The 25,065-nt window shown below is 69.3% G+C and carries 30 protein-coding genes and 1 pseudogene; 12 read left to right on the top strand and 19 right to left on the bottom strand.

Features of this window, described 5'->3' with window-relative positions; translation table 11 throughout:
* Nucleotides 1-32 precede the first annotated feature (32 nt).
* From IE262_RS20615 to IE262_RS20595, 5 genes are all read right to left on the bottom strand, one after another.
* The gene (locus IE262_RS20615; protein ID WP_189875494.1) at nt 33-815 is read right to left on the bottom strand and encodes an ABC transporter permease; all 783 of its coding nucleotides are present in this window, start codon (nt 813-815) and stop codon (nt 33-35) included.
* Entirely contained in the window at nt 812-1,810 is a 999-nt protein-coding gene (locus IE262_RS20610) for an ATP-binding cassette domain-containing protein (RefSeq protein ID WP_166681839.1), read from the bottom strand. Before IE262_RS20610 ends, IE262_RS20615 begins: the two co-directional genes overlap by 4 nt.
* Nucleotides 1,811-1,905: 95 nt before the next feature.
* Nucleotides 1,906-2,748, bottom strand: coding sequence for a DUF4097 family beta strand repeat-containing protein (locus tag IE262_RS20605; protein ID WP_189875492.1), 843 nt, complete (start codon nt 2,746-2,748; stop codon nt 1,906-1,908).
* An 85-nt stretch (nt 2,749-2,833) separates the two neighbouring features.
* Nucleotides 2,834-3,349, bottom strand: a complete 516-nt coding sequence (locus IE262_RS20600; protein ID WP_134042737.1) for a toxin-antitoxin system HicB family antitoxin — start codon at nt 3,347-3,349, stop codon at nt 2,834-2,836.
* A gap of 206 nt (nt 3,350-3,555) precedes the next feature.
* Nucleotides 3,556-4,125 (bottom strand): GtrA family protein, encoded by a 570-nt coding sequence (locus tag IE262_RS20595; RefSeq protein WP_134042735.1) that lies wholly within the window; start codon nt 4,123-4,125, stop codon nt 3,556-3,558.
* A gap of 238 nt (nt 4,126-4,363) precedes the next feature.
* Between IE262_RS20595 and IE262_RS20590 the strand changes: the two genes are divergently transcribed.
* The 3 genes from IE262_RS20590 to IE262_RS20580 are packed head-to-tail and all read left to right on the top strand — an operon-like array spanning nt 4,364 to nt 7,262.
* Complete coding sequence (locus IE262_RS20590; protein ID WP_134042733.1) at nt 4,364-5,506, top strand: 5-(carboxyamino)imidazole ribonucleotide synthase; 1,143 nt, start codon at nt 4,364-4,366, stop codon at nt 5,504-5,506.
* Nucleotides 5,503-6,042, top strand: a complete 540-nt coding sequence (purE, locus tag IE262_RS20585; RefSeq protein WP_134042731.1) for a 5-(carboxyamino)imidazole ribonucleotide mutase — start codon at nt 5,503-5,505, stop codon at nt 6,040-6,042. The genes IE262_RS20590 and purE overlap by 4 nt, the downstream gene beginning before the upstream one ends.
* A gap of 5 nt (nt 6,043-6,047) precedes the next feature.
* On the top strand, nt 6,048-7,262 hold the full coding sequence (locus tag IE262_RS20580; protein WP_189875490.1) for a dipeptidase: 1,215 nt from the start codon (nt 6,048-6,050) through the stop codon (nt 7,260-7,262).
* A gap of 73 nt (nt 7,263-7,335) precedes the next feature.
* Here the strand turns inward: IE262_RS20580 and IE262_RS20575 are convergent, their stop codons facing one another.
* The gene (locus IE262_RS20575; protein WP_189875488.1) at nt 7,336-7,728 is read right to left on the bottom strand and encodes a VOC family protein; all 393 of its coding nucleotides are present in this window, start codon (nt 7,726-7,728) and stop codon (nt 7,336-7,338) included.
* A 13-nt stretch (nt 7,729-7,741) separates the two neighbouring features.
* Nucleotides 7,742-8,101, bottom strand: a complete 360-nt coding sequence (locus IE262_RS20570) for a VOC family protein (RefSeq protein ID WP_189875486.1) — start codon at nt 8,099-8,101, stop codon at nt 7,742-7,744.
* 155 nt (nt 8,102-8,256) lie between these two features.
* Between IE262_RS20570 and IE262_RS20565 the strand changes: the two genes are divergently transcribed.
* Nucleotides 8,257-8,760 (top strand): CGNR zinc finger domain-containing protein, encoded by a 504-nt coding sequence (locus IE262_RS20565; RefSeq protein WP_134042723.1) that lies wholly within the window; start codon nt 8,257-8,259, stop codon nt 8,758-8,760.
* A gap of 10 nt (nt 8,761-8,770) precedes the next feature.
* Here IE262_RS20565 and IE262_RS20560 read toward each other — a convergent pair whose 3' ends face one another.
* The 6 genes from IE262_RS20560 to IE262_RS20535 all read right to left on the bottom strand — a co-directional run bounded on the left by IE262_RS20560 (nt 8,771) and on the right by IE262_RS20535 (nt 15,253).
* Nucleotides 8,771-9,496: a cupredoxin domain-containing protein gene (locus IE262_RS20560; protein WP_189875484.1), complete on the bottom strand. Its 726-nt coding sequence runs from the start codon at nt 9,494-9,496 to the stop codon at nt 8,771-8,773.
* Complete coding sequence (locus IE262_RS20555; RefSeq protein ID WP_189875482.1) at nt 9,493-10,047, bottom strand: hypothetical protein; 555 nt, start codon at nt 10,045-10,047, stop codon at nt 9,493-9,495. The genes IE262_RS20560 and IE262_RS20555 overlap by 4 nt, the downstream gene beginning before the upstream one ends.
* 119 nt (nt 10,048-10,166) lie before the next feature.
* Nucleotides 10,167-11,246 (bottom strand): cupredoxin domain-containing protein, encoded by a 1,080-nt coding sequence (locus IE262_RS20550; RefSeq protein WP_189875480.1) that lies wholly within the window; start codon nt 11,244-11,246, stop codon nt 10,167-10,169.
* 42 nt (nt 11,247-11,288) lie between these two features.
* Complete coding sequence (locus IE262_RS20545) at nt 11,289-12,644, bottom strand: copper resistance CopC/CopD family protein (protein WP_229877368.1); 1,356 nt, start codon at nt 12,642-12,644, stop codon at nt 11,289-11,291.
* Nucleotides 12,641-13,270, bottom strand: a complete 630-nt coding sequence (locus IE262_RS40205) for a hypothetical protein (RefSeq protein ID WP_189875479.1) — start codon at nt 13,268-13,270, stop codon at nt 12,641-12,643. The genes IE262_RS20545 and IE262_RS40205 overlap by 4 nt, the downstream gene beginning before the upstream one ends.
* A 639-nt stretch (nt 13,271-13,909) precedes the next feature.
* Complete coding sequence (locus IE262_RS20535) at nt 13,910-15,253, bottom strand: UDP-glucose dehydrogenase family protein (RefSeq protein WP_189875477.1); 1,344 nt, start codon at nt 15,251-15,253, stop codon at nt 13,910-13,912.
* A 222-nt stretch (nt 15,254-15,475) separates the two neighbouring features.
* Here IE262_RS20535 and IE262_RS20530 point away from each other — a divergent pair, with 222 nt between their 5' ends.
* Nucleotides 15,476-16,633 carry an acyl-CoA dehydrogenase gene (locus IE262_RS20530; protein ID WP_134042713.1) on the top strand — a complete coding sequence of 386 codons (1,158 nt, stop codon included), beginning with the start codon at nt 15,476-15,478 and terminating at the stop codon, nt 16,631-16,633.
* A 270-nt stretch (nt 16,634-16,903) separates the two neighbouring features.
* Here IE262_RS20530 and IE262_RS20525 read toward each other — a convergent pair whose 3' ends face one another.
* Entirely contained in the window at nt 16,904-17,311 is a 408-nt protein-coding gene (locus IE262_RS20525; protein ID WP_189875475.1) for an ATP-binding protein, read from the bottom strand.
* A gap of 255 nt (nt 17,312-17,566) precedes the next feature.
* On the opposite strand from IE262_RS20525, the gene IE262_RS20520 reads away from it, so the two are divergent.
* From IE262_RS20520 to IE262_RS20505, 4 genes are all read left to right on the top strand, one after another.
* On the top strand, nt 17,567-18,427 hold the full coding sequence (locus IE262_RS20520; RefSeq protein ID WP_189875473.1) for a helix-turn-helix domain-containing protein: 861 nt from the start codon (nt 17,567-17,569) through the stop codon (nt 18,425-18,427).
* A gap of 11 nt (nt 18,428-18,438) precedes the next feature.
* Complete coding sequence (locus tag IE262_RS20515; protein ID WP_189875471.1) at nt 18,439-18,627, top strand: DUF397 domain-containing protein; 189 nt, start codon at nt 18,439-18,441, stop codon at nt 18,625-18,627.
* A 126-nt stretch (nt 18,628-18,753) separates the two neighbouring features.
* The gene (locus IE262_RS20510) at nt 18,754-19,455 is read left to right on the top strand and encodes a 2-phosphosulfolactate phosphatase (protein ID WP_189875469.1); all 702 of its coding nucleotides are present in this window, start codon (nt 18,754-18,756) and stop codon (nt 19,453-19,455) included.
* A gap of 245 nt (nt 19,456-19,700) precedes the next feature.
* Complete coding sequence (locus tag IE262_RS20505) at nt 19,701-20,303, top strand: DJ-1/PfpI family protein (RefSeq protein ID WP_229877367.1); 603 nt, start codon at nt 19,701-19,703, stop codon at nt 20,301-20,303.
* A gap of 101 nt (nt 20,304-20,404) precedes the next feature.
* Here the strand turns inward: IE262_RS20505 and IE262_RS20500 are convergent.
* The 4 genes and pseudogenes from IE262_RS20500 to IE262_RS20490 all read right to left on the bottom strand — a co-directional run.
* Nucleotides 20,405-20,554, bottom strand: a pseudogene (locus tag IE262_RS20500) (VOC family protein); the annotation flags it as partial.
* A gap of 75 nt (nt 20,555-20,629) precedes the next feature.
* A complete protein-coding gene (locus IE262_RS39545) occupies nt 20,630-21,097 on the bottom strand; it encodes a hypothetical protein (protein ID WP_229877366.1) in 468 nt (155 codons plus the stop codon).
* A gap of 98 nt (nt 21,098-21,195) precedes the next feature.
* On the bottom strand, nt 21,196-21,420 hold the full coding sequence (locus IE262_RS20495; RefSeq protein ID WP_189875467.1) for a DUF397 domain-containing protein: 225 nt from the start codon (nt 21,418-21,420) through the stop codon (nt 21,196-21,198).
* Between the two features lie 356 nt (nt 21,421-21,776).
* The gene (locus IE262_RS20490) at nt 21,777-21,959 is read right to left on the bottom strand and encodes a hypothetical protein (protein ID WP_189875465.1); all 183 of its coding nucleotides are present in this window, start codon (nt 21,957-21,959) and stop codon (nt 21,777-21,779) included.
* 180 nt (nt 21,960-22,139) lie between these two features.
* On the opposite strand from IE262_RS20490, the gene IE262_RS20485 reads away from it, so the two are divergent.
* Genes IE262_RS20485 through IE262_RS20475 form a run of 3 tightly spaced genes read left to right on the top strand, consistent with a single transcriptional unit; the run spans nt 22,140 to nt 23,744 of the window.
* The gene (locus IE262_RS20485; protein ID WP_189875463.1) at nt 22,140-22,394 is read left to right on the top strand and encodes a hypothetical protein; all 255 of its coding nucleotides are present in this window, start codon (nt 22,140-22,142) and stop codon (nt 22,392-22,394) included.
* Nucleotides 22,366-22,881, top strand: a complete 516-nt coding sequence (locus IE262_RS20480; protein ID WP_189875461.1) for a DUF6879 family protein — start codon at nt 22,366-22,368, stop codon at nt 22,879-22,881. Before IE262_RS20485 ends, IE262_RS20480 begins: the two co-directional genes overlap by 29 nt.
* A 14-nt stretch (nt 22,882-22,895) precedes the next feature.
* Nucleotides 22,896-23,744: a helix-turn-helix domain-containing protein gene (locus tag IE262_RS20475; protein ID WP_189875459.1), complete on the top strand. Its 849-nt coding sequence runs from the start codon at nt 22,896-22,898 to the stop codon at nt 23,742-23,744.
* 206 nt (nt 23,745-23,950) lie between these two features.
* Here IE262_RS20475 and IE262_RS20470 read toward each other — a convergent pair whose 3' ends face one another.
* A complete protein-coding gene (locus tag IE262_RS20470; RefSeq protein WP_134042711.1) occupies nt 23,951-24,979 on the bottom strand; it encodes a glycosyltransferase family 2 protein in 1,029 nt (342 codons plus the stop codon).
* Nucleotides 24,980-25,065 lie beyond the last annotated feature (86 nt).

Below are 25,065 nucleotides of genomic sequence, written 5' to 3'. Positions count from 1 at the left end.
CGGGACGGACCAGTAGCCGGCGAGACGGTCTCTCAGCGCTTGGTCGTGCTGTTGAACAGCGAGCGCGACCAGACGTAGCCCACCAGGGTGATGCCGGCGCACCAGGCGAGCGAGATCCAGCCGTTGTTGCCGATCTCCGAGCCGGAGAGCAGTCCGCGCAGCGTCTCGGTCATCGGTGTGAACGGCTGGTTCTCGGCGAACCAGCGCAGGCCCGGGGCCATCGAGTCGGCCGGCACGAACGCCGAGCCCAGGAACGGCAGGAACTGGATCAGCAGCGGCTTGTTGCTCGCGGACTCGACGGTCTTGGAGATCAGGCCGAGCGCCGCCGACAGCCAGGCCACCGCGAACGCGATGGCCGCGACCAGCCCGGCCACCGCCAGCCACTCAAGCGGGTTCGCGTCCGGGCGGAAGCCGAGCGCGACCGCCACGCCCACCACCAGGACCAGGCTCACCACCGTCGTGAGGACGCTGCCGACGACATGGCCCGTCATGAACGACGAGCGCGTGATGTTCATGGTCCGGAAGCGGTTGATGATGCCCTCGGTCATGTCCTGGCAGACCGCGATCGAGGTCGACATGGCTCCGGCCGCCACGCCCATGATGATGACACCGGGCGTCAGATACTCCAGATACGCGTCCCGGCCGCCGCCCATACCGGCGCCGATCGAGTCCCCGAAGGCGTACACGAACAGCAGCAGCATCAGGATGGGCATCATGGCCGGCCCGAGCGACACGGCGGGATAGCGCAGCGCGTGCTTGAGGTTGCGCCGCAGCATCGTCATCGAGTCGTGCACGGCGTAGGTGAGGGTGCTCATCGCAGGGTCTCCTTGACGTGGAGCGGGTGGGCGGAGGTGCCTTCGCCGGTCAGGGCGAGGAACACGTCGTCGAGGTCGGGGGTGTGCACGGAGAAGTCGGCGGCCCGCACTCCGGCCGCGTCGAGCCGGTCGAACAGGGCGCGCAGCGCGTCGATGCCGGCGTCGCCCGCCACCCGCAGGGCGAGGTTCTCGTCGTCCCGGGCGGCGCCGGGGAAGGCGGTGGCCGCGCGCTCGAACTCGTCGATGTCGTCGAACCGCAGTCGTACGTGACTGCCGGGGATCTGCGCCTTGAGCTCGTCGGCGGTGCCCTCGGCGACGATCCGGCCGCCGTCGAGCACGGCGATCCGGTCCGCCAACTGGTCGGCCTCTTCCAGGTACTGGGTGGTGAGGAAGACGGTGACCCCGCCCGCGACCAGCGAGCGCACCGTCTCCCACATGGTGCGGCGGCTGCGCGGGTCGAGCCCGGTCGTCGGCTCGTCCAGGAAGATCACCTTCGGGTCGCCGACCAGCGTCATGGCGATGTCGAGCCGGCGCCGCATACCGCCGGAGAAGGTCGCGGCACGGTTCTTGGCGACATCGGCGATGCCGAACCGCTCCAGCAACTCCTGGGCCCGTTTGCGCCCTTCACGCCTGCCGAGGCGCAGCAGGTCGGCCATGAGGAGCAGGTTCTCCTCGGCGGTGAGCAGGTCGTCGAGCGCGGCGAACTGCCCGGTGACGCCGATCGCGGCCCGCACCCCGGCCGGTGACGTGGCGACATCGTGGCCCGCGACCTGGGCCCGGCCGCCGTCGGCGGCGATCAGCGTGGACAGGATCTGTACGGTCGTCGTCTTCCCGGCGCCGTTCGGCCCGAGCAGCGCGAACACGGTCCCGGCCGGGATACGCAGATCGATGCCGTCGAGCACGGTCTTGTCGCCGTACGACTTGCGCAGATCGGCGGTGGAGACGGCGGGGGAGGCCGTGGCGGTATTGGATGTGGACATGACAGATGAAGCCATGGAGTCCTCCGGCTTGAGGAGTGAAGTGGTGGGGATGTGCTGGAGTTGGGAGAGAGGGAGGGGGAGAGAAGGAGGGGGCGACGGGCGCGGGGAGGTCAGGCCTTGACGCGGCGGATGTCGATGTTGCCCCAGCGGGTCCTGGCATGGACCTCGACCGTTTCCTCTGTCGGCTCCGGGCTCTCGGACGAGCTGAGCGCGTTGCGGACCTGCCCCTTGCCCGAGCTGACGTCGAGCCAGGCGGCTGTGCCCTCGCGGATGCCGACATCGATGGAGCCGGTGGAGGTCTCCAGTTGGACGGTGCCGCGGACCACGTCGCCCACGCGTACGGCGCCGTGGGCGGTGGTCGCGGTGACCGAGCCCTCGGCGCGCTGGATGTCGATGCCGCCATTGGCGCCGCTCACCCGCAGCTCGCCGATCACGGCGCCGACGGTCGTGGAGCCGTTCGAGTTCTTCAGGATTGCCGGACCGCCCACGGTGCCGACGCGCAGGCTGCCGGAGCTGGTGGTGATCTCGGCCGTGCCCTCGACCCGGTCGACGACGATCGAGCCGTGGGAGACGGTCAGGTGGAGCGGTCCGGTCGTGTCCAGGCGGACGTCGCCGCCCGAGGTCTTGACCTGCGCCTTGCCGAGCCGGCCCTCGGCGGCCACGTGGGCCCAGGAGCCGGTGACGTCGATGTCCGAGTGCGCGGGCAGGTCGACCGTCACGTCGACGATGCCGGAGGGGCCGATGAAGCGGCGCTCCTTCGTCCTGATGGTCAGCACGCCGTTCGCGTACGTGACCTCGGTCTGCTCGGCGGCCCGCACGTCCTTGTCCCGCTTGGGGTTGCCGGGCCGTACCTGGACAGTGGTCTCGCTGCGGTCGCTCGCGGTGAACCGGAGGGAGCCGGCGCCCACGTGGGCGGTGACGGTGATCGGTTCGGGGGTGTCGAAAGAAGGCATGGCTGTACCGTCCTCATGACTCGTCGAGACGTCCCCGCAGGTGGGACGCGGTGTGGGTGGTGCAGGTGGTGTGGGTCGGGCGCGGTCAGCGGACCCAGCCCGTGAAGCTCTGTCCGGAGCGGGTCTTCTGTGGCGTACGGGGCAGGGTGCCGCCGTCGACCGCGGCCGACACGGCGCGCACCAGCCAGGCGTTGACCGACAGGCCCTCGCGGGCCGCGGCCTCCTCGGCGCGTGCCTTGAGGTGGGCCGGGAGCCGCAGATTGACCCGGGCAGTGGTGCCCTCGTCGCCGTCCACGGGGGCCGGGGGCGCGAGCGGTTCGGCGGGCGCGGCCACCGCGTCGAAACGGTCGTCGTCGCGGGACGGCAGCGTCACCACGAAGTCGGGGTCCAGTCCGCGCAGCCGTACGTCGACCGAGCCGGGGGCGAGCTCGCGGGTGATCTCGTCCATCGCGGCGGAGAGCACATGGAGCATGGTCAGCCGGGTCGCCGACTCCAGCGGAGCGGTGAGCCGCTCGGCCAGCTCGCGGGCGTCCTCCCCGCCGGCTTCGGCGGCTACCGCGAGTTCGCGGCGCAGGGTGTCGACATACGGAGTGAGGTCCATGGCGCTATAGTGGCACCACTATGGCGCCATGTGCAAGCGTTGGCGGTGTCATGGATTGGCGCAGACTCAAGGCGCGGCGGTCAGGGCGGCTGCCAGCTGCGGTGGAGCCGTGTGGCACCAGATGGCACCAGGCGGCAACTGAGTGGCGTCGAGTGGCACCGAGTGGCGCCGGATGGCGCCAGATGGCGCCAAGCCGGGAGTCTCCCCTACTTGGGGCGGTCCGTCTGGCTGTACGCCGTGCTGCCCGACAGGGCCGGCCTGTGCGGAGGGCCGCCCTCCAGGAACGACTCGGCGCTGGCCACCGCCTCCTTCGCCGGAAGGGCGCGGAAGACCCAGGTGCGGTAGGACCAGAAGCGGAAGAGGGTCGCGATGCCGATGCCGAGGAACTTGAAGACGTTGCTCTGAAGGGGGCTGTCCCAGCCGAAGCCGTAGGTCGCCGTGTAGAGGACGCCGTTCTCGATCACGAGGCCGATCACGCTGAAGAACAGGAAGAGCGTCAGCTCCTTCGTCCGGCCGCTCTTGTCGCGGTCGCGGTACGTGAAGTAGCGGAAGCCGACGTAGTTGAACACGATGGCGACGAACGTGGAGACGACACTGGCCCGCACCACCGGGAGGTCGGTGACCTGCCGGACCAGGTTGAACACGCCGAGGTTGACCAGCAGCCCCGTGCCGCCGACCGCGCCGAACTTGGCGATCTCACGCGCGAGATGCTCGAACTGCCGGCGCAGGACGCCGCGGGCGGGACCGGCTTTCGGCCCCGAGGAGATACTGCCCATCGTGTGCGGGCCCCCGTCGTATCGGTTTTCGTAGGTCGGAATCGTGGGTCGGAATAGTCGGTTGGTCCGTCGCTCGGTTGGTCGCTCGGTTCTTCGCTCGGTCCGTCGGAAGGGTGCGCCGACTCCGCCATGCTAACCAGGCGTCCCTGGGGATGCCCGTGTACGACCTCACAGGCGTCGCCAAGGTGTGGGAACCGGCCGCCGGAAGGCCCAACGCGGTGGCCGATACCCTGGTGGGGTGACGTTCCCGGTAGTCGGCATGGTCGGCGGTGGTCAGCTCGCTCGTATGACACACGAGGCGGGCATCCCGTTGGGCATCAGGTTCAAGCTCCTCAGTGACACTCCGCAGGATTCCGCGGCGCAGGTCGTCGGCGATGTCGTCGTGGGCGACTATCGCGACCTCGACACGCTGCGCGCCTTCGCACGCGGCTGCGACGTGATCACCTTCGACCACGAGCACGTGCCCACCGAGCACCTGCGCGCGCTGGAGGCGGACGGCATCCCCGTGCGCCCCGGCCCGGAGGCGCTCGTGCACGCCCAGGACAAGGGCGTCATGCGGGCGAAGCTGGACGCCATCGGCGTGCCGTGCCCCAGGCACCGGATCGTGACGGATCCCGCCGACGTGGTGGCGTTCGCGCAGGAGGAAGGGGACGGCTTCCCGGTCGTCCTCAAAACCGTCCGCGGCGGCTACGACGGCAAGGGCGTGTGGATCGTACGGTCCGAGGAGGAGGCCGCCGCCCCCTTCCGGGCCGGTGTCCCCGTGCTCGCCGAGGAGAAGGTCGACTTCGTACGGGAACTGGCCGCGAACGTCGTACGGTCGCCGCACGGCCAGGCCGTCGCGTACCCCGTGGTGGAGTCCCGGCAGGTCGACGGCGTGTGCGACACCGTGATCGCCCCGGCACCCGAGCTGGACGAAGCCCTCGCCCTGCGGGCCGAGGAGATGGCGCTGCGGATCGCCAAGGAACTCGGCGTGGTCGGCCACCTGGCCGTCGAGCTGTTCGAGACCCGCGACGGCCGCATCCTCGTCAACGAACTCGCCATGCGCCCGCACAACTCCGGCCACTGGACGCAGGACGGCGCCATCACCTCCCAGTTCGCCAACCATGTGCGCGCCGTGCTCGACCTGCCGCTCGGCGACCCGCGCCCGCGTGCCCGCTGGACGGTCATGGTGAACGTCCTCGGCGGCGACTACCCGGACATGTACTCCGCGTACCTGCACTGCATGGCCCGCGACCCACAGCTCAAGATCCACATGTACGGCAAGGACGTGAAGCCCGGCCGCAAGGTGGGCCACGTCAACACATACGGCGACGACCTCGACGACGTGCTGGAGCGCGCCCGTCACGCAGCCGGATACCTGAGAGGGACGATCACCGAATGAGCCCAGTTGTAGGCATCGTCATGGGGTCGGACTCCGACTGGCCCGTCATGGAGGCCGCCGCGCAGGCCCTCGACGAGTTCGAGATCGCGTACGAGGTCGACGTCGTCTCCGCGCACCGTATGCCCCGCGAGATGATCGCGTACGGCGAACAGGCCGCCGAGCGGGGCCTGAAGGTCGTCATCGCGGGCGCCGGGGGAGCCGCGCACCTGCCCGGCATGCTCGCCTCCGTCACCCCGCTGCCCGTCATCGGCGTGCCCGTCCCGCTGAAGTACCTGGACGGCATGGACAGCCTGCTGTCGATCGTGCAGATGCCCGCGGGTGTGCCCGTAGCGACCGTGTCCGTCGCCGGCGCCCGCAACGCCGGTCTGCTGGCCGCCCGTATCCTCGCCGCGCACGACACCGAACTCCTCGGCCGTATGCGGGAGTTCCAGCAGGAGCTGAACGACCAGGCCACCGAGAAGGGCAAGCGCCTGCGCTCCAAGGTGGACGGTATGGCGGGCGGCTTCGGATTCGGATCGGGCGGCTCGGGCAGGTGAGCGCCATGACGTCACTGGGGGAGGCCCGGGAGCTCCTCGCCGAGTTCCCGGTCGTCGACGGCCACAACGACCTGCCATGGGCGCTGCGCGAACAGGTCCGCTACGACCTCGCCGCCCGCGACATCGCCACCGACCAGAGCGCCCATCTGCACACCGACCTGGCGCGGCTGCGCGCGGGCGGGGTCGGGGCGCAGTTCTGGTCGGTGTACGTGCGCTCGGACCAGCCGGGCGCCGTGACCGCCACGCTCGAACAGATCGACTGCGTACGGCAGTTGATCGCCCGCTATCCGCAGGACCTGCGGGCCGCGCTCACGGCCGCGGACATGGAGGCGGGGCGCGCGGAGGGCCGTATCGCGTCGCTGATGGGCGCCGAGGGCGGCCACTCCATCGACAACTCCCTCGCCACACTGCGCGGCCTGTACGCGCTGGGCGTCCGCTACATGACGCTCACCCACAACGACACCATCGACTGGGCGGACTCCGCGACCGACGAACCGCGCGCCGGGGGTCTGACGGCCTTCGGCCGTGAGGTCGTCCGGGAGATGAACCGGCTCGGCATGCTGGTGGACCTCTCCCATGTGGCGGCCACGACGATGCGGGACGCGCTGGACACGTCGACCGCGCCCGTGATCTTCTCCCACTCCTCCTCCCGCGCGGTGTGCGACCACCCGCGCAACATCCCGGACGACGTGCTGGAGCGCCTGCCCGCGAACGGGGGAGTGGCGATGGTGACGTTCGTGCCGAAGTTCGTGCTCCAGGCGGCGGTCGACTGGACGGCGGCCGCGGACGACAACATGCGGGCGCACGGCTTCCACCACCTCGACACCACCGCCGAGGCGATGCGGGTCCACCGTGCCTTCGAGGAGGCCCACCCGCGCCCGGTCGCCACGGTGTCCACGGTCGCCGACCACCTGGACCACATGCGTGAGGTCGCCGGCATCGACCACCTCGGTATCGGCGGCGACTACGACGGCACCGCCTTCACCCCGGACGGCCTCAGCGACGTCTCCGGCTACCCGAACCTGATCGCCGAACTCCTCGACCGCGGCTGGTCGACCACCGACCTCGCCAAGCTGACCTGGCAGAACGCGGTGCGGGTACTGGGCGCCGCCGAGGACGTGGCGCGGGACCTGCGGTCACGTACGGCTCCTTCGAACGCCACGCTGGAAGAACTGGACGAACCGGGCAAATCAGGGGAATCAGGCAAGCTGGAGGGCTGACATCGCGCGGGCGCCCCGAGCGGTCAGGGACGTCCGGTCAGGGATGTCCGGTCAGGGATGTCGACGGCGGACTTCAGGGAGTGCTGGTGAGGCAGAGGCAGAACGGATGCCCCGCCGGGTCGGCGTACACCCGGAAGTCCTTTCCGGCGTCAGCCTCCAGATCCAGCGGCCGGGCGCCCAGCGCCAGCACCTTCTCCTGTACCGCGTCGACCTCCTCCCAGGTGCGCCCGGCGTCGAAGTCGAGATGGAACTGCTGCGAGTTCCGGTCGGCCCGCGGCCACTCCGGCGGGGTGTGGGCGGGCACGCGCTGGAAGGCGAGGCTCGGGCCCTCGGGGACGTTCAGGACGACCCAGCCGTCGTCCTTGGCCTGGGGCGTACCGCCGCCGACCTGCGCGTAGAAGGCGGCGAGCGCGTGGGGGTCGGGGCAGTCCACGACGACGGCGTGGAAACGTGCGACGGCGGGCATGGGACCTCCAGGATCAGCAGGCACAGAGGCAGAACGGGTGCCCAGCAGGGTCCGCGTAAACCCGCCAGCTCCGCGACCGGTCCTCCGTGTCCAGCGGCTTCGCCCCCAGCGCGAGCACCTCCCGCTCGGCCGCGTCCATGTCGTCCACGGTCAGGTCCAGGTGGAACTGCTGCGAGGCGTCGGGCGCGGGCCAGGCCGGCGGTACGTACCCGGGTGTGGCCTGGAACGCCAGCGACTGGCCGCCGGGTACCTTCAGGTCCACCCAGCGGCCGTCGCCCTCGACGGTGCCGCCGAGCACCCCGGCGTAGAAGACGGCGAGTGCGTGCGGGTCGGGGCAGTCCAGGACGACGACGCCCAGCTTGGCGAGAGCCATGACTTCCTCCTCGTTTCGCGGTATGCGTGCGGTTACCCCTAAACGGGTATAACCGGTAACGGCTGCGGTTACTGCATGCTGCCGCACTTGGGGTAACGCCGCAAGGGGAAAACGCCGTCGTCGAGAACGCCGCCATCGGAGGTACCGTCACCGGCATGAGTGAGAGACCGCCTGCACCCGATGGCCTCGCCCTGCTGGAGGCCCTGGTGAACACCCTCGACCTGGGGTCGGGCGCCGACACCCTGGACACCGCCGAGGGCCAGGACCGCTTCGGTGTCGCGGAACGGGACCTCGCGGACGTACGGGAACTCCGCGAGTCGCTGCGCGCCGTCTGCCTGGCGCACGCGGGCCACCCGCCGCACCGCGCGGTGACACCCCTGGGTGAGCTGCTGGCGCGGGCGCCGCTGTACGTCGCGGTCGACGCCCGGGACGGCTCGGCGGTCCTCGCCCCGGCCGACGAGGGCCCGCTGCTCTCCCGCGTCGCGGCGGCCGTGGCCCAGGCGCTCACCGCCGGCACCTGGCTCCGCCTCAAGGCGTGCGAACTGCCCGAGTGCCACTGGGCGTACTACGACCGCAGCCCGGCGGGCCGCGGTCGCTGGTGCTCGATGTCGGTGTGCGGGGCACGCGCGAAGATGCGCAGGTACCGGGCGAAGAACTAGTCGGCTCTGTCTAGTCCCCGCCCCCCTCCCTGGTTGCCGCCGCCCGCGAGCCCACCAGCAGCAGGCACAGCACGGCGACGCCCGCGACCAGTCCGGCCAGCACGAGCAGGGGATCCAGGGGACGGGCCGCCGGCACCGTCTGCTGGGCCTGCGGCGCCGTGGGCGCGGGTGGGGAGCCCACGGCTGCGGGGGAGGCCGTGGACACGCTGGGGGACGCCGAAGGCGAGCGGGTCGTACGTGTCGCCGGTGCCCTGGTGCTCGGTGCCGTCGTCGGCGTCGCGGGCCGCCCCGGTACCGTCGCCGGGTGCCCGCCCGAGTGGTCGTTGGTGGTGGGCGCCGCGGGGCTCGGGGGCGCCGCCGAGGTCGCGGGCGCCGCCCCACGGACCACGATCCCGGCCGTCATGGCGGGGTGAACCGTGCAGTAGTAGCCGTATGACCCGGCCTTGGTGAAGGTGAAGCTCCAACTCTGGCCCTTGTTCAGCATGGGGGAGTGGAACGAGGCCGGGCCCGACGTGGTCTTCACGTCGTGCGGTGCCGTGTCCTGGTTGGTCCAGGTCACGGTGGAGCCGACATCGACCGTCAGGGTGCGCGGAGAGAAGGCATACCCCTTCATCGTCACCTGGTACGAGGCTGCCGACGCCCGCTCCGGTGCCGCGAACAGCAAGAACAGCAAGGGGCCCAGTACGGTGAGTACGGCGAGTGCGGCCCTCGGCGCCGCCCGCCGGGCCGCCCTCACGCGAACTCCGCGGCGACCAGCAGCCGCAGCCGCGTCGCCGGGCACAGCCGCCCGAGCCGGAAGCCGGTGGCCCGGCGCAGCGGCCGGTACGGCAGCCGGACCGTGCCCACTACGAGCAGCCGGTCGTCGGAGCGCTCGACCACGCGCAGCCACAGCAGCGCGGGAAAGAGGACGCCACGCAGTTCGAGGTCGGCGAGCAGCCGCAGCCGGCGGCCACCCTCGAAGGGTTCGACGTGCTGGGAGACGAGGGCCGCCTTGGACGCGGTGAGCGTGGACCGCGGCTCGATGCCGCTCAGCTCGAAGCGGAACACGGGCTGTTCGGAAGGGGCGGACGGGTCGGCGCCGGGCACCGCGGTGTCTGGCACGGTCAGCGAGGCGCCGGTGAGGGTGATGCGGCGGCGCCGGGTGGGCAGTGGGCCGTACCAGCCGGTGAGTTCGACGAGCGAGCGGCCGGGTGCCACGGCGTACCGGCCGGGCCGCGGCAGCCAACCGGCCCCGCCGGACGGCGGTGGCGGCGGCGGGGGGACGGTGGGCAGGGTGACGGTTGTCATCCCGGATCTCCTTGGAAAGCGGTTCCCGAGGTCTGGGGAGCATGTGGAGAATGGAGCGGGCGCCGGTCCGGCCGACTGAGCCTCGGCCGGACCGACGCCCACCCCTGTCTCAGGGCGTGTCAGCAGCTGTCGGTGAGGAAGTCCTGGGTGGGGGCGAGCAGTTGCCCGGCCCAGACCGTGTGCATCTTCACGTAGCTGTCGACGTTCAGCGCATCGCTGACCTGCTGCCCGGGCGACGCCTCCAGGTGCGCCTTGTTGACGTGGTTCAGCAGCGTGCTGAGTGTGTTGTCGGCGATCGATCCGCCGCCCTCGACGACCGGCGTGAGGATCGTCTCGGCCCACACCGTGTGCATCTTGAGGTACGAGTCGAGCGCCAGCGCGTCCTGCACCTGCTGCCCGGGCGACCGCTCCAGGTGCGCCGTGTTGAGGTGCTGCAGGATCGGCAGCAGGACGTCCCGCACGTTCGCGCACTGCTCGTCGTCACCCGAGCCACCGCCGCTGCCGCCACCGGAGGTTCCGCCGGTGCTGCCACCGGACGTACCGCCGGTCGAGCCGCCCGAGCCGCCGGACGCGCCCCCCGAGGTGCCACCCGTCGAACCTCCGGTGGACCCGCCTGTGGACCCACCCGTGGACCCGCCGGTGGATCCGCCATCGGACCCGCCGGTGGATCCGCCACCGGACCCACCGGTGGACCCGCCCGCCGACCCGCTGTCGTCCTCGACGACCTTCACGGACGCGACCATGTCCGGGTGCACGGCGCAGTAGTACTCGTACGTCCCGGCCTGGGTGAAGGTGTACGACCAGGAGTCGCCCTGCTGCAGGGTGCCGGAGTCGAACTTCGTCGGTGCCTTGGTGGTGGTGACCGTGTGCGGCGCGCTGTCGTGGTTGGTCCACCGCACCGTCTCACCCACCTTGACGACGAGCTGCTTACCGTCGCCGAACTGGTTGCCCATGATGTCGACCTGGTAGTCCGGCGCGGCGGCAGCTGCGGGCTGCGCCTCGGCGGCGGCAGCGGGCGCCTGAGCCGCGCCCGCGGTCCGTTCCGAGCCGGCCGTCGAGGTGCCCGAGGCCGCCTGCAGCAGCCCCAGGCTGAGCACGGCCGCAAGGGCCGCGCCGAGCCCGCCGAGGAGCAGGGCCCGGTTCCCGGCGGGCGGCCTGCGGCGCCGCTCCCGCTCACCGGTTTCATTGGTGCGTCTCACGACAACTCCTTTGTCTCAGGGGATTTCAGGGATTTCAGGGGTTCACCGGCCGGGATCGGCGGTGACCAGCAGACTCGTCACGGCCAGCACGACGAGGACGAGCCCCGTCTCGGCCGCCACCGAGTAACCGAAGGGCCGCACCGAGGCGGCGTCGCCGCGCAGCAGCACGGCGAGATCGAGACGGGTTCTCACCCACTGCCGGCTGAAGTGGGCCGCCACCATCACCACGGCGAGGACCCCGGTCTTCAGCAACAGCAGGTGCCCGTACGAGGTGTTCAGCAGGGCGTCGTACGACCCCACGACCTGCCAGGCGAGCACCAGCCCGGCCACTGCCACGGCCAGCACGCTCGCGGCGGCGAGCCGCGAGTACCGCGGCACCACGGCGGCCAGCTCACCGGGCTCGCGACGCGGCAGCACGGCCACCACGAGCATGACGAGCCCACCGACCCACAGTGAGGCGCCCAGCAGATGCACCAGATCGGCGAGGGCACCCCAAGTGGGCTCGGAACCCTCGGAGTTGTGGCCCGCCATACCGGTCGTACGCAGCAGCCCGAGCGTCACGGCGAGGGCGCCCACACGCCATCCGGGCGAGCGCGCCGTACGCCCCCCGCCCTGCAACAGCGCGGCCAGCACCACGGCGGCGAGCACCCACAGCAACCCACGGGCGGCGAGCACGATCCCGGGCTCGGTGGTGAGGACATCGGCGTACGTCGCCGCGCGCACGACGTCCCGCAGCCCACCGAACGCCACATATGTGCCCTGAAGCCCGAGCCCCGCGACGGTCGAGACGAGCCCCACGACCCACGCCGACGCGAGCAGCAACCGGGCCCGCCGCTCCTGCGCACCCCGCGGCCACAGCAGCGCGACGAACCCGAGCCCACCGACGAAGAGGGCCAGCGACACGTATCCCGCCCACCGAGCGGCGACGATGCCCTTGCGCACCGCGGGCGAGGGGGACGGCACGGCGGTGGCCTTGTCACCGCGGTCCTGGTGGGCGCCCGCCTCCGCTTTCGTCCCGGTCGCGAAGGCGATCCGCCCGGAGGCGGCATGCCCGTCCTCCTCGTTGATGACGGACCAGGTGACGGCGAACTCCCCGTTCGCCGGCCGGCCGAGGGCGACCCGCACGCTCTCGTCCCCGGCACGCGGCGCACGCGACACGGGAAGCCGGTCACCGTCCGGCGTCATCACGCGCACATCGCCGGGATCGACGGCTTCGTCGAAGACGAGGGTGAGGTGATCGGGAGCCTTCGCGAGCTCCGCGCCGTTCTTGGGAACCGAGCGAACCAGTTCGGTGTGGGCGGAGGCGGGCGAGGCGCCGAGCAGGCCGTAGAAGACAGAAGCAAGGATTGAGACCAGGGCGACCAGCGAACCGGTACGAGGAACATGGCGGACGATCACGGGGTGGCCTCCGGCAGCGGCGAGGCGGAGATCCCGAGAAGCCCGTTGACCGGCGCGAGCCCGACACAGGGCGAGGCCGGAGGCGCGGGCGTCCCGTCCGCTGTTGCCTGGGGCGTGGGCGTCCCGTCCGCTGGGTTGACGACCTCGAACAGCGGCTGGGTGAGCCCCGTGAGGAGCGGCGCCACGAGCCGCACCTCACCGTCCTCACATGTGTCGTCGCCAGCCGGAGGCTCCCCGTCCGGGGACCCGGACGGCGAGGGAGAGGCAGAGCCGCCGGGCGAGGCACCGGACCCGTCCCCGGCCCCATGCCCCTCACCCGCGCTGCTCCCGTGCCCGGCGTGCGACCCGGTCCCACCGCCCAGCACGGGCAACTCGCCGGTGCCCACCGGCACTTGGCCCACCGGGACCTGTGCCTCGGGATCCGACGGAGCAGGTGCGGGGTTAGGGGGTGCTGTGGCCGCGGGCGGCGAGGCGGGAGGGTCGGCGGCCTCGCCGGCGCCCGAGGCCGAGGGGGCGCCGATACCCGACGCGTAGCCGAGCACGATCACCACGGCACCGACGAGCGCTCCCGCGACCACCTCGTCTCGGTGGTCCCTCGGCCAGTCAGCCCTGCGCAACAGGGGCATGATCACTCCTGGCATGGTCCGTTCAAACCGGTCAGTGAATGCGGACCAGTGGAGTGGCATGCGGATTCCGCGTGACTACGCTGCGGTTAAGCGCTTGTTGCCTGCCTCTCCTTGATGGGCACCTCTCCTGTGAGAACGGTCGACATCGCCGCCATTCCGCGCAATGCGGCTGTGAAGAAAATGCACAGAGGGGCCGTCAATTCCCTCACGCTGCTCGAATTGAGCCCGAATTAGTTCGGGGGATTCTGGGGAGGCGGTATCCGCTATTCCGTCACACGTCGGCCATCGAGTCTCGTCTGCCGGTCCCGCCGAGTTCTGCCGGTGGGCGACGGCTGTTGAACGGGTCTGGTGGCGCAGTTCCCCGCGCCCATGAAGAGCACGGGGCGCACCGGCATCACAACTCACAACGCACCGGCACCAGGCGCGCCGCCAGAAGCGCGTACGTCCGCAAGGAGGTGTGCCGGGAGGAGTCCGCCCGCAGCGGACGGCGCCCGCCGACGGGCACCCTCATCACACCCGCAGCACCGCCGGACCGAGTCGAGAACGGAGACCTCCTGGCGCGCCCCGGCCCGCGACGAAACCGCAGGCGCCCAAGCCACGACGGCGGGGAGGAGGGAAACTCAGAAACGCCCCGCGCTTTCAGGCCTTCGGCCGCCCCATCGCCCGATACGTCCACCCGGCCTGCCGCCACAGCTCCGGATCCAGCGCGTTGCGGCCGTCGAGCACGAGCCGGGTCGCCGCCACCTCACCCAGCGCCGCGGGGTCCAGCTCCCGGAACTCCCGCCACTCCGTCAGGTGCAGCACGACATCGGCCCCCCGCACCGCCTCGATCGCGGAGCCGGCGTACCCGAGGGTCGGGAAGATCCGCCGGGCGTTGTCCATGCCCTTCGGGTCGTAGACCGTGACCTGCCCGCCCTGGAGATGGATCTGCCCGGCGACGTTCAGCGCCGGCGAGTCCCGTACGTCGTCCGAGTCCGGCTTGAACGTCGCGCCCAGCACGGCGACCCGCTTCCCCAGGAACGGCCCGCCGCCCAGGGCCTGTCGCGCCAGCTCCACCATCTGCCCGCGCTGACGCATGTTGATGGAGTCGATCTCACGCAGGAAGGTCAGCGCCTGGTCGGCCCCCAGCTCACCGGCCCGCGCCATGAAGGCACGGATGTCCTTGGGCAGGCAGCCACCCCCGAACCCGATCCCGGCCCGCAGGAACTTCTTCCCGATCCGGTCGTCGTACCCGATGGCCTCGGCCAGCTTGGCGACATCGCCGCCGGAGGCCTCGCACATCTCCGCCATCGCGTTGATGAACGAGATCTTCGTCGCGAGGAACGAGTTCGCGGAGGTCTTCACGAGCTCGGAGGTCGGGAAGTCGGTCACCACGAAGGGCGTCCCCTCGGAGACCGGCGTCGCGTACACCTCTCGGAGCAGCTTCTCGGCCCGCTTGCTGCGCACGCCGACCACGATCCGGTCGGGACGCAGCGTGTCCTGCACGGCGAACCCCTCCCGCAGGAACTCGGGGTTCCACGCCAGCTCCGCGTCCGCCCCCACGGGCGCGTGCTCGGCGAGGTACGCGGCCAGCCGGTCCGCCGAGCCGACCGGCACGGTGGACTTGCCCACGACCAGCGCGGGCTCCGTCAGATGCGGCGCGAGCGAGGCGATCGCGGAGTCGACGTACGACATGTCGCAGGCGTACTCACCGTGCCGCTGCGGGGTGTTGACGCACACGAAGTGGATGTCACCGAACGCGGCGACCTCGGCGTAGTCGGTGGTGAACCGGAGCCGCCCGCTGGAGCCCTCGATCCCCGCGACATGCGCGCGCAGCAGTTCGTCGAGGCCGGGCTCGTACATGGGGGCCTCGCCCCGCTCCAGCTTCTCGATCTTCTCGGGCACGACATCGAGCCCCAGCACCTCGAACCCCAGCTCGGCCATGGCCGCGGCGTGCGTGGCGCCGAGATAGCCGGTGCCGATCACTGTGATCCTGAGGGCCATGGGTGCTCCAGAGAGGTGGGTCGAACGTGCGCTCGGGCTGGGTCGAACGTGCGCTGCCTGAGCATAGTCGGGGCGTGTCCGCGCCCCTCAACGGGCAGATTTCTCCCTGTCGCCAAACTCACGTGTCCCATGTGCGGGCGGCCCTCTAAAATCTGGGTTACTTACTGGGTTACTTAACGGTAGTTAGCGTGCGTCCACCCCGTCTTTGGAGCGTGAGAGACCTTGGCCGGATCGGCTGACTTCGACCTGTACCGCCCGTCCGAGGAGCACGACATGCTCCGCGACGCGATCCGCGCGCTCGCCGAGGCGAAGATCGCGCCGTACGCCGCCGCCGTGGACGAGGAGGCCCGCTTCCCCCAGGAGGCGCTCGACGCCCTCGTGGCGAACGACCTGCACGCCGTGCACGTACCCGAGGAGTACGGCGGCGCGGGCGCGGACGCGCTCGCCACGGTGATCGTGATCGAGGAGGTGGCCCGCGTCTGCGTCAGCTCCTCCCTCATCCCGGCCGTCAACAAGCTGGGCTCCCTCCCGGTGATCCTCTCCGGCTCCGAGGAGCTGAAGAAGAAGTACCTGGGGCCCCTGGCCAAGGGCGACGCGATGTTCTCGTACTGCCTGTCCGAGCCGGACGCGGGCTCCGACGCGGCGGGCATGAAGACGAAGGCGGTCCGCGACGGCGACCACTACGTCCTGAACGGTGTGAAGCGCTGGATCACGAACGCCGGGGTGTCCGACTACTACACGGTGATGGCGGTCACCGACCCCACCCAGCGCTCGAAGGGCATATCGGCCTTCGTCGTCGAGAAGTCGGACGAGGGCGTCTCCTTCGGCGCCCCCGAGAAGAAGCTCGGCATCAAGGGCTCCCCGACCCGCGAGGTCTACCTGGACAACGTCCGCATCCCGGCCGACCGCATGATCGGCGAGGAGGGCACGGGCTTCGCGACGGCGATGAGGACGCTGGACCACACCCGCATCACGATCGCCGCCCAGGCCCTCGGTGTCGCCCAGGGCGCCCTCGACTACGCCAAGGGCTATGTCCGGGAACGCAAGCAGTTCGGCAAGCCGGTCGCCGACTTCCAGGGCGTCCAGTTCATGCTCGCGGACATGGCCATGAAGATCGAGGCGGCCCGCCAGCTGACGTACGCGGCCGCCGCCAAGTCCGAACGCGGCGACTCCGACCTCACCTTCCAGGGCGCCGCCGCGAAGTGCTTCGCGTCGGATGTGGCGATGGAGGTCACCACAGACGCGGTCCAGCTGCTGGGCGGGTACGGCTACACGCGGGACTATCCGGTGGAGCGGATGATGCGCGACGCCAAGATCACGCAGATATATGAGGGCACGAACCAGGTCCAGCGGATCGTGATGGCGAGGAACCTGCCGTAAGGCGTCCTGGCCGGCCGTACGTGGCCCTCCGTCCCCTCGGGCGGAGGGCCACGTACATTTCCTGGGCCTTTCGAGGCTGGCCGGTGATCTGCTCTGGGCGATTGGCAGATCTCGGCCACCAACGGTCCCGCTGCGGCTTGGCCGAAGCCGTCAGGGCTGGCCCAAACTCGCCAATCGCCGGCCGGTGCGACGGCCGCGGCTGAGTGGCTCGCTCTCGACTGATGCATCACTCACCGTCGAAACCCTGTTTCCAGGACCCGCGGGGTCCCGTCACCCGCGCAGCTCGAACCACGTGACTTTCCCCGCCCCTGATGGCGCGGTCTGACTTCCCCAGGCTTGAGCGCAACGGCTCACCAGTAACAGACCACGGCCGCCTTCCATGCCTTCTCCCTCACCTGTTGGGCGCGGCACGACGTCGCTCCCATCCCTCACGCTGACATGGAGAGTGCCGTCGCTCCAGCGCACGCGTACGGTCGAGGGGCCAGCGGTGTGACGGTACGCGTTGCCGCACAACTCGCTCGTCAGCAACTCGGCGGTGTCGACGAGGCCCGGCAGCGAGTGGCGCGTGAGGATCGAGCGGACGGTGGTGCGGGCGACGCCGGAACCGATGGCGTGGTGGGGGAGGGTGAGTCTGTACTCCCAGGAGCAGTTGGGCTGTGGGGAGGAGGGCTCGCTCATGCTTGAACTCTCTTCGGAAGAACGGCGATTGGAACGCGCCTGCTCATGCGGTGGCGCCATCGCCTGCCGCATGGGGCGCGGCGGCGGTGCTCTTCCGGGCTCATGAGAGGGCGTGGGGGGAGCGCTCTGCTCTCGAAGGTAGAAGTGCGACTTCCTGAGGTGCAACATTCTGGAGTAGCTTCACCCGACCGTGTGACTAGACGGCTACGGATCTCGGCGAAAGACTCAACTCGCGTCATCAGCAAGGGAGTCGTCATGCCGCCCCGGAGATACCCAACCGTCCGGCAGAAGCGCCTGGGAAGCGAACTGCGCAGGCTGCGCGAGGCCGCCGGCCTGTCTGGAGAGCAGGCCGCAGAGGTGCTCGAATGCAGCAAGGGAAAGATCAGCCGCGTCGAGACCGGCATGAGCGGAATCCGGATCGCGGAGCTGAGAGCCTTGCTTCAGGCATACGGCGTGGACGACGGCGAGCTCACCCAGGCGCTGATGGAGATGGCGCGCGAGGGCCGCAGGCGCAACTGGTGGAACCAATACGAGAGCGTGTTGCCGCCAGGTTTCGCCGATCTCGCAGAACTGGAGTCGAAGGCGATGAGCCTGCACTCCTGGGAGACAGTTCTTGTGCCTGGCCTGCTACAGACACCCGACTACATGCGCGTTCTCTTCCGGCGCGGCCGAATTGAGCCTCCCGAGGATGAGGTTGAGGCGCATGTGCGCGGACGTTTGCACCGCCAGCAGATTCTGCACGGTGCAGGGACTCCGGAACTGTGGTTCGTGCTCTACGAGGCCGTACTCCACGCGAAGTTCGGTGGCCCAGACGTCATGGGGGAGCAGTTGCTGCAGCTGGCGCAGATGGCGCAGCGCGATCACGTGACGTTGCAGGTACTGCCGTACTCGACCGACTCCCACCGAGGAGTGAACGGCCCCTTCGGAATTGTCGGCATGCCCGACCCAGGGATGGACGTGGTGCGGACGGAGACGGCGCTGTCCTCCTTGTACGTTCAGGACGACACACAAGTTGCCGCCTATAAACTGATGTTCGACCAGTTGAGGGCAGTTGCCCTCGGCCCAGGACCGTCGCTGAAGCTCGTACGGGACATGGCCGGGCGGCTCCAAGTCTGAGCGAGGTACAGGTGTCCGACCCCGTGTGGCAGAAGTCCAGCTTCTCCGGCGACGACGCCAGCCGGGACTGCGTGGAAGTCGCCTCCACCCCAAGCGGGGAGAGGCTGCTACGCGAGTCGGACGAGCCGGGCACCGTACTCCACATGACGCCCGCATCCCTGCGCACACTGGTGGGGGCCCTCAAGGATCTGTCTGTCTGAGCCGACGTTGCGCACCGCTTTCGCGACGCAGGCAGCCGGAGGTGTTGCACTCCGAGACCCTCGATGTGATGCGTATCAGTATCACGGTCTGGGTGCTTCGGGTCGGGCATAAGCGATCATGACCGCATGGACGCTCGTTTCCTTGGCATCCCTGAGCTGGTCGAAGCCCCGTCCGTGGCGGTCGTGGTCGATGTTATGCGTGCTTTCACGGTGGCTGCCTGGGCCTTTGCCCAGGGGGCGGAAAAGATCGTTCTTGCTGAGTCGCTGGACGAGGCCCTGGCGCTCAAGGCTCGCCACCCGGACTGGGTGGCGCTCAAAGACGGTCCGCCCGTGCCCGGGTTCGACACGGTCAATTCGCCGGGCCTGCTGCGGTCTATCGACCTTGGCGGACGCACGGTTGTGCAGAAGACCACGGCAGGGACGGTCGGCGCCCTTGCGGTCAAGGAGGCGTCGCTGGTGCTGTGCGCCAGCTTCGTGGTGGCGGAGGCAACGGCTCGGCTCTTGCGGACACGCGAGTGTGACAGTGTCACGTTCGTGATCACTGGGGACAACGGGCACGCCGATGAAGACCTGGCATGCGCTCAATACATCGCCCGGAGGGTCACCGAGAACGGGACGGATGCTGCTGAGTTCCTCCGGCGCGCCGGCGAGTCGCGCGCTGCCGCCGAGCTGGCGGAGGGTGTGCGTCAAGGAGTCCATCCTGATGACATCGCACTCTGTCTTGAGCTCGACCGGTTCCCCTTTGCCATGCTGGCGGCCTTGGAAGACTCGCTCATGGTCCTCCGTCCGTGCGCCGTACCTTCGCTGGCCGACGAGGCTTCGATCTGATCGCTGGTGAGGTCCAACTCGCGTCGTGCGGGAGCCGGCACCCGGTCGGGTATGCGTCATCAGCTGCATGTCCCGATGACGGTGGTTCGGGGTTCCGACAGAGCTGCTTCAAGCGGCCCCGGCGCAAGCCGATACCCGGAGCCACTTCAAAGCCTGTCGGCGACGCTGAAAAGTGATCCAGAACCCGCTTGAGGGCTGGGCGAAAACTCGTGGCTGTGTGAGATCGAGGCTGCTTGGATCGCCGTATGAGCAACCAAAGCGTGCGGCAGATCGGGATCCTGTTGTTCCCGGACGTCGAGGAGTTGGACGCGGTCGGCCCCTGGGAGGTCCTGTCGTACTGGACGCGGGTCTTCCCTGAGGACGAGTGGGCGGTGTTCTGCTTCTCCGCCGACGGCAAGCCCGTGACCTGCTCGAAGGGGCTCACGATTGGGTCGCACTACTCGATGGACGACATGCCTGCGCTGGACGTCCTGCTGCATCCCGGTGGTCGGGGAACCCGGCCTCAGCTCGACGACAGCCAGCACCTGGAGTGGGTGGGCCGCCAGCGCCGGTCGGTTCCGCTTATGACGAGCGTTTGCACCGGCTCGCTGGTCTTCGCTGCGGCGGGCTTGCTGACCGGGCGTCCCGCGACCACCCATTGGGGCGCATTGGAACGGCTCAAGGAACTTGACCCGACAATCGACGTGCGCGCCGACGAGCGGTTCGTTGATGACGGTGACATGGTCACCTCCGCGGGGGTCTCGGCCGGCATCGACATGGCTCTCCACCTCGTCGCCCGACTGTCATCTCCGGAACGCGCACGTCAAGTGCGCCGCGGTATTCAGTACGATCCGCAGCCACCAGTGTGACCTGCCCCACATCAAAGACGATCAGTCGGGCAGACCTTGCTCGCCCAGCCGCCGTCGCAGGCGGAGGATCTCGCCCTGCGCGGCTCCGGCTCGGAGAGTGCTCAGTCGATACAGAATTCGTTGCCCTCGATGTCCGGCATTGGGATGCACGACTCGTTTTCCTCATCGGCATACAGCGTTTGCACGTGGGTGGCGCCGAGCGCGACCAGTCGCGCGCACTCGGCTTCGAGCGTGGCGAGACGCTCGTCCCCCCGTTGCAGGACAACCCTTAGGCAGGGCCGCGCTCGCTCGTCCACTCAAGCTCAACGCAGGCCCCGGTAAGTCAACTACCGGACAGGGCATGCCAACTCGTGCCTCGACCGGTTCGGAGAACACGTCACCACGGCCAGAGATAGATATGAAGGGCGTTCGAGGTAGAAGCCGAGTGATACATCAGCTCCAGAGTCCAGCAGTTCGGTGGCCGAGCTGACGAGCATGATCAGGTGGGTGGTGTCGCGGTCCCTCTCCGAAGCGAACCGGGGCGCGCACTCCGCCAACTGGTTCCCGAGCCAGGCCGCCGCTTCCTTGGCCCCATCCCACGTGCCACGAACCAACGAGCGTGGTTTGATCAGCCAATATGCCGTTTCCAGCGGGGGTAGATCAACGGTGGGAAACTCCGCCGCCACTTCCCGGTAGCGCTGGATCAGTTCCGGCTTGCTGCCGGCCGGGGGCGGTTCAGGATACGGGGGCCGCCGTAGGGCCTCCTGGTCGAAGCGTTCTTTGGCCCCAGTCCACAGATAGCCGTGATGGTGCACCAGTCGTTCCCGTTCTGGCGTTGGAGGATGAAGCGGAGCAGTAGGCCCCACCCGTTGGAGAAGGGGACGGGTGGGGCCGACCGCGGGGGGAGAGAACGTCAGACGGACATACCGAACCGCGCCGGGTCGATACCGGCCGCGTCCAGTTCCTCCGTGGTGAACCGCAGCGGCTCCGCGTCCGGCCGCTTGCTGTCACCGAGGGCCCATGCGTCGTCGTCGATCCGGGCCAGGGTTACGCACCCCTCGGTGCAGGGGCCACCGCACGCCTTCACGAACGAGGCCCCGCTGATGTCGAGCGCATACAGTTCACTTCCGTCCAGCATCACTGCACCTTCCTGCTCAACTGATCGCGGCCATGGCTGGCCGCCGCCGCCCATGCCGGACGGGAGTTCAAAGAGGGAGAGGCAGGTGTCTGATGCCCGGAGCTACGCCCCGGTTTCCTGAGAAGCGGCCGTCAGGCTCCGAGACTCGGCCGCGACACGAAGCGCTTCCGCTATCTGCTCCACGTGCTCGGCTTGGAGCATGCCCACGTGCACCATCGGGGAGCCGCGATGGGTGACCATCGGTCGCAGGTGCCGCTGTACTCGCTCAGGAATGCCGAGACCGGCCAGAGCTTCACGGAGTGCGTCGGTGGCGCTGTCCGCCCGACTGCGGCTGTCCCGCCACGTCTGCATGTCCATCAGTGCGCCTCCGCGTGGTGCTCACGCAGCCCCACGTTGCAGTCGGAGACGGCGCTGTAGTCACCGGTGGAACGCGCATTCTGTCTGGCGTTCACGAGGGAAAGGCACTTGGCACAGCCCGGCACGGCGGAGGGCTCGGCTGGTAACTCGGTCAGGTGGTAGCCCTGCGGCTTCTGTGACATTGCTTCCTCCCAGCTCGTCTGCGCGGTGCAACGACGCTAGGAGGCGGTGAGTCCGAGGTTCCACAAACTTGCATGAGCTTGCACGTCAATTGGCATGATGGCAGCGGTATTGACGCAGTCTCTGCAGTTCAACGAAGCTGATGCAAGTACCAGCAAGCGCCTAGACCCGGGGAGCGAGTCATGGCTGTGGAGTTCGTCGGAATCGACCCCGACACCGATCTGGACCACTGCCCCGCCGTCTGGGCGGACGCGGAAGCTCAGGAGATCTTGTTGCAAGGGTGGAAGCCGAGCACCGAGACTCAGGCGGAGTGCGAGGCAAGTAGCCCCGCGAACGGCTCGGTGCCCGACAGTGAAGCCATCGTCAGGATTCCGGCCCGGATGATCCCGATGATCAGGGAGGCGTGTGATGCCGTCGAACGTGCCCAGCTTCGCTGAGCTGCTTGGCCAGTGTGAACGGTCCGCCGTCCACCTGGAGCTACGCGACACCTACGCTTCGACAGACCGGTTCGAGGCGTGGAAGCGGGGTGAGCGGATCAACTGGGAGGATCGTGAAGCCTGGTGGCATCCCTTCTACCAGCTGATCACAAACGCCGTGGCCCGGGGCATAACGGTCCGTCGGGCCAGGGTGGTTTCCGAGCCCGTCTCGGAGTACATCCGCTGGGAGCACTTCGTCACTCGCGCCAACATCACGGCGGGTGAGGAGGTCCGGTGGTTGCCGCGTCGGCGGGCCACAAGCATCCCCCTGCCGGGAAACGACTTCTGGCTGTTCGACGGCGCACTGCTTCGGGTGCATCACTTCTCCGGAGACGGAGTGGTGGTCGAGGATGAGATCACAGCAGACCCGGAGGCCGTGAAGCTGTGCTCTGCCGCCTTCGAAGCGGTCTGGGAACGAGCGATCCCGCACCACCTGTACAAGATCTGAGGAAAGCCAGCTCCATGCCCCCACACCCCTCCTCACGCGTTCAGAAGGCCCGTGAAGAGCTGGCCGGCCGTCTGCGCGAGATCCGGAAGGATGCGGGGATCAGCGGGCGGGAGCTGGCGGTCAGGTGCGGCTGGTCAGAGTCGAAGTCGTCACGGATCGAGAACGCCAAGACACCTCCCTCTGACGCGGACATCAAAGCATGGTGCCGGGCCTGCGCCGCTGACGGCAAGGCCGCCGACTTGGTCGCGGCAAACAGGCAGTCCGCAGATGCTCATGTGCAGTGGCGGCGACTCCAGCGGAGCGGTCTGCGTCGTCTGCAAGAGTCCGTGGTCGACCTGTACCAACAAACCAAGACGTTCCGCGTCTATGTATCCGACGTGATCCCCGGGTTTCTCCAGACGCCCGGATACGCCACCGCCCTCTTGTCGTCCATCGCGGAATTCCGGGGTACCCCGGACGACGTGAGTGACGCGGTGGCGGCCCGGATGAGGCGTAACGCGGTGCTGAGCGATGGCTCCCGGCGGTTCTCGTTCGTACTGGAGGAGTCGGTGTTGCGGTACCGGCTGTGCGGTGCCGAAACCATGGCGGCACAGCTTGGCCACCTGCTGGGGGTCATGGATCTCCAGAACGTTGCCGTGGGCATCGTCCCGTTTTCGGCCCAACGAACTGTGTGGCCCATGCCCACCTTCACTGTCTTCGACGACATCAGGGTGCACGCGGACACGTTGGATGCTGCTTCCGCGCTTACGGAACCCAGCCAGGTCCAGCTGTACTCCCGAGCCTTCGAGCGGCTGTCGCAAGGTGCCGCGCGGGGAGCTGCGGCACGTTCCCTGATAGCGGATGCTGTGGCCTCCCTGACATGACCAGCGATGTCGGCGCATCCCTCGTGAGTGATCACAGGGAAAAGCTGGGGGAGCATCTCTTGAGGGGGGTATTCGCGTAGGTGAGAGTGCTGAGTGCTGTTAAAGAACACCACGGCCCTCCGCAGCACGCCGACATCGACGACCTGGATCGCAAGATCATACAGACGCTCACCGTCCGGCGGGCCGGTCAGCGGCCCCGCGACCGCTCAGCTCCCCGCCGGCACCGCCGGACGCCGCGACGCGATGACCCGCTTCGCCAGGGAGCGCGGGCTGGTCAGGAAGCCGAAGCCCCAGGACATGTGCATGGTGGCGAGGGCGACGGGGATCTGGAGCCGGGCCTTCAGCGGCAGGCCCCTGCCCGCCGGCAGTGACCCGGCCACGATCGCCGCGAGGTAGCCGCCGGGGACGACGAACCCCCACGGAGTCAGCGCGGCGCCCACGACGATCCCCGCCGCGATCGCGCACACCGCGGCCGGCGGGGCGAGGTAGCGCAGGTTGATGGAACCCTGGTGGTAGCGGGCCACGACATGGCGCCAACGCCCGTAGTCCTTGTACTGCTTGGCCAGGGCCCTGACCGACGGACGCGGGCGGTACGACACCCTCAGCTCGGGCGAGAACCAGATCAGCCCGCCCGCCTCGCGGATGCGGAAGTTCAGCTCCCAGTCCTGGGCGCGGATGAACTCCTCGTTGTAGCCGTCCTGTTGTTCAAGGGCCGCGCGCCGGAAGACACCCAGGTAGACCGTCTCCGCCGGGCCGGCCTGGCCGCCCGTGTGGAAGGCCGCGTTGCCCACACCTATCTTCGAGGTCATCGCGGCGGCGACCGCGTGCTCCCAGTCGTTCTCCCCCTCGGCGTGCATGATGCCGCCGACGTTCTGCGCGCCGGTCTCCTCCAGGAGCCGTACGGCCGTCGCGATGTAGTTCGGCGACAACATGCCGTGTCCGTCGACGCGTACCACGATCGGGTGGCGTGACGCCTTGATCGCGGCGTTCAGCGCGGCGGGGGTGCGGCCTGTCGGGTTCGGGACCGTGTGCACGCGCGGGTCCTCGCGTACGAGCTCGGCGGCGATCTCGTCCGTGCGGTCCGTGGAGGGACCGAGGGCGATCACGACCTCCATCTCGCCGGCGTACTCCTGGGCGAGGATCGCGTGGACGGCGCCGCGCAGATGCCGCTCCTCGTTGAGGACGGGCATGATGACAGACACGGCGGGGAGCTGCACGTCGGGCTTGGCGTTCATAGGGGGCTCACGTTACCGCGAACGGGGGACACCGACGCGCGCCGCCCGGCCGCTGGGCCGGGCAGCAGATCGTATCGGCCTACGGT

The organism is Streptomyces bluensis (genome assembly GCF_014650715.1).
GTDB classification, from domain to species: domain Bacteria; phylum Actinomycetota; class Actinomycetes; order Streptomycetales; family Streptomycetaceae; genus Streptomyces; species Streptomyces bluensis.
The sequence above is the reverse complement of the archived record's forward strand: the minus strand, read 5'-3'. Positions and strand labels throughout refer to the sequence as shown.

Bases quoted from the DNA above. Each gene is read 5' to 3' on its own strand.
- IE262_RS20615 (WP_189875494.1), bottom strand. From the start codon at position 815: ATGAGCACCCTCACCTACGCCGTGCACGACTCGATGACGATGCTGCGG.
- IE262_RS20610 (WP_166681839.1), bottom strand. From the start codon at position 1,810: ATGGCTTCATCTGTCATGTCCACATCCAATACCGCCACGGCCTCCCCC.
- IE262_RS20605 (WP_189875492.1), bottom strand. From the start codon at position 2,748: ATGCCTTCTTTCGACACCCCCGAACCGATCACCGTCACCGCCCACGTG.
- IE262_RS20600 (WP_134042737.1), bottom strand. From the start codon at position 3,349: ATGGACCTCACTCCGTATGTCGACACCCTGCGCCGCGAACTCGCGGTA.
- IE262_RS20595 (WP_134042735.1), bottom strand. From the start codon at position 4,125: ATGGGCAGTATCTCCTCGGGGCCGAAAGCCGGTCCCGCCCGCGGCGTC.
- purE (WP_134042731.1), top strand. From the start codon at position 5,503: ATGAGCCCAGTTGTAGGCATCGTCATGGGGTCGGACTCCGACTGGCCC.
- IE262_RS20580 (WP_189875490.1), top strand. From the start codon at position 6,048: ATGACGTCACTGGGGGAGGCCCGGGAGCTCCTCGCCGAGTTCCCGGTC.
- IE262_RS20575 (WP_189875488.1), bottom strand. From the start codon at position 7,728: ATGCCCGCCGTCGCACGTTTCCACGCCGTCGTCGTGGACTGCCCCGAC.
- IE262_RS20570 (WP_189875486.1), bottom strand. From the start codon at position 8,101: ATGGCTCTCGCCAAGCTGGGCGTCGTCGTCCTGGACTGCCCCGACCCG.
- IE262_RS20565 (WP_134042723.1), top strand. From the start codon at position 8,257: ATGAGTGAGAGACCGCCTGCACCCGATGGCCTCGCCCTGCTGGAGGCC.
- IE262_RS20555 (WP_189875482.1), bottom strand. From the start codon at position 10,047: ATGACAACCGTCACCCTGCCCACCGTCCCCCCGCCGCCGCCACCGCCG.
- IE262_RS40205 (WP_189875479.1), bottom strand. From the start codon at position 13,270: ATGCCCCTGTTGCGCAGGGCTGACTGGCCGAGGGACCACCGAGACGAG.
- IE262_RS20535 (WP_189875477.1), bottom strand. From the start codon at position 15,253: ATGGCCCTCAGGATCACAGTGATCGGCACCGGCTATCTCGGCGCCACG.
- IE262_RS20525 (WP_189875475.1), bottom strand. From the start codon at position 17,311: ATGAGCGAGCCCTCCTCCCCACAGCCCAACTGCTCCTGGGAGTACAGA.
- IE262_RS20520 (WP_189875473.1), top strand. From the start codon at position 17,567: ATGCCGCCCCGGAGATACCCAACCGTCCGGCAGAAGCGCCTGGGAAGC.
- IE262_RS20510 (WP_189875469.1), top strand. From the start codon at position 18,754: ATGGACGCTCGTTTCCTTGGCATCCCTGAGCTGGTCGAAGCCCCGTCC.
- IE262_RS20505 (WP_229877367.1), top strand. From the start codon at position 19,701: ATGAGCAACCAAAGCGTGCGGCAGATCGGGATCCTGTTGTTCCCGGAC.
- IE262_RS20495 (WP_189875467.1), bottom strand. From the start codon at position 21,420: ATGCTGGACGGAAGTGAACTGTATGCGCTCGACATCAGCGGGGCCTCG.
- IE262_RS20490 (WP_189875465.1), bottom strand. From the start codon at position 21,959: ATGTCACAGAAGCCGCAGGGCTACCACCTGACCGAGTTACCAGCCGAG.
- IE262_RS20485 (WP_189875463.1), top strand. From the start codon at position 22,140: ATGGCTGTGGAGTTCGTCGGAATCGACCCCGACACCGATCTGGACCAC.
- IE262_RS20480 (WP_189875461.1), top strand. From the start codon at position 22,366: ATGCCGTCGAACGTGCCCAGCTTCGCTGAGCTGCTTGGCCAGTGTGAA.
- IE262_RS20475 (WP_189875459.1), top strand. From the start codon at position 22,896: ATGCCCCCACACCCCTCCTCACGCGTTCAGAAGGCCCGTGAAGAGCTG.
- IE262_RS20470 (WP_134042711.1), bottom strand. From the start codon at position 24,979: ATGAACGCCAAGCCCGACGTGCAGCTCCCCGCCGTGTCTGTCATCATG.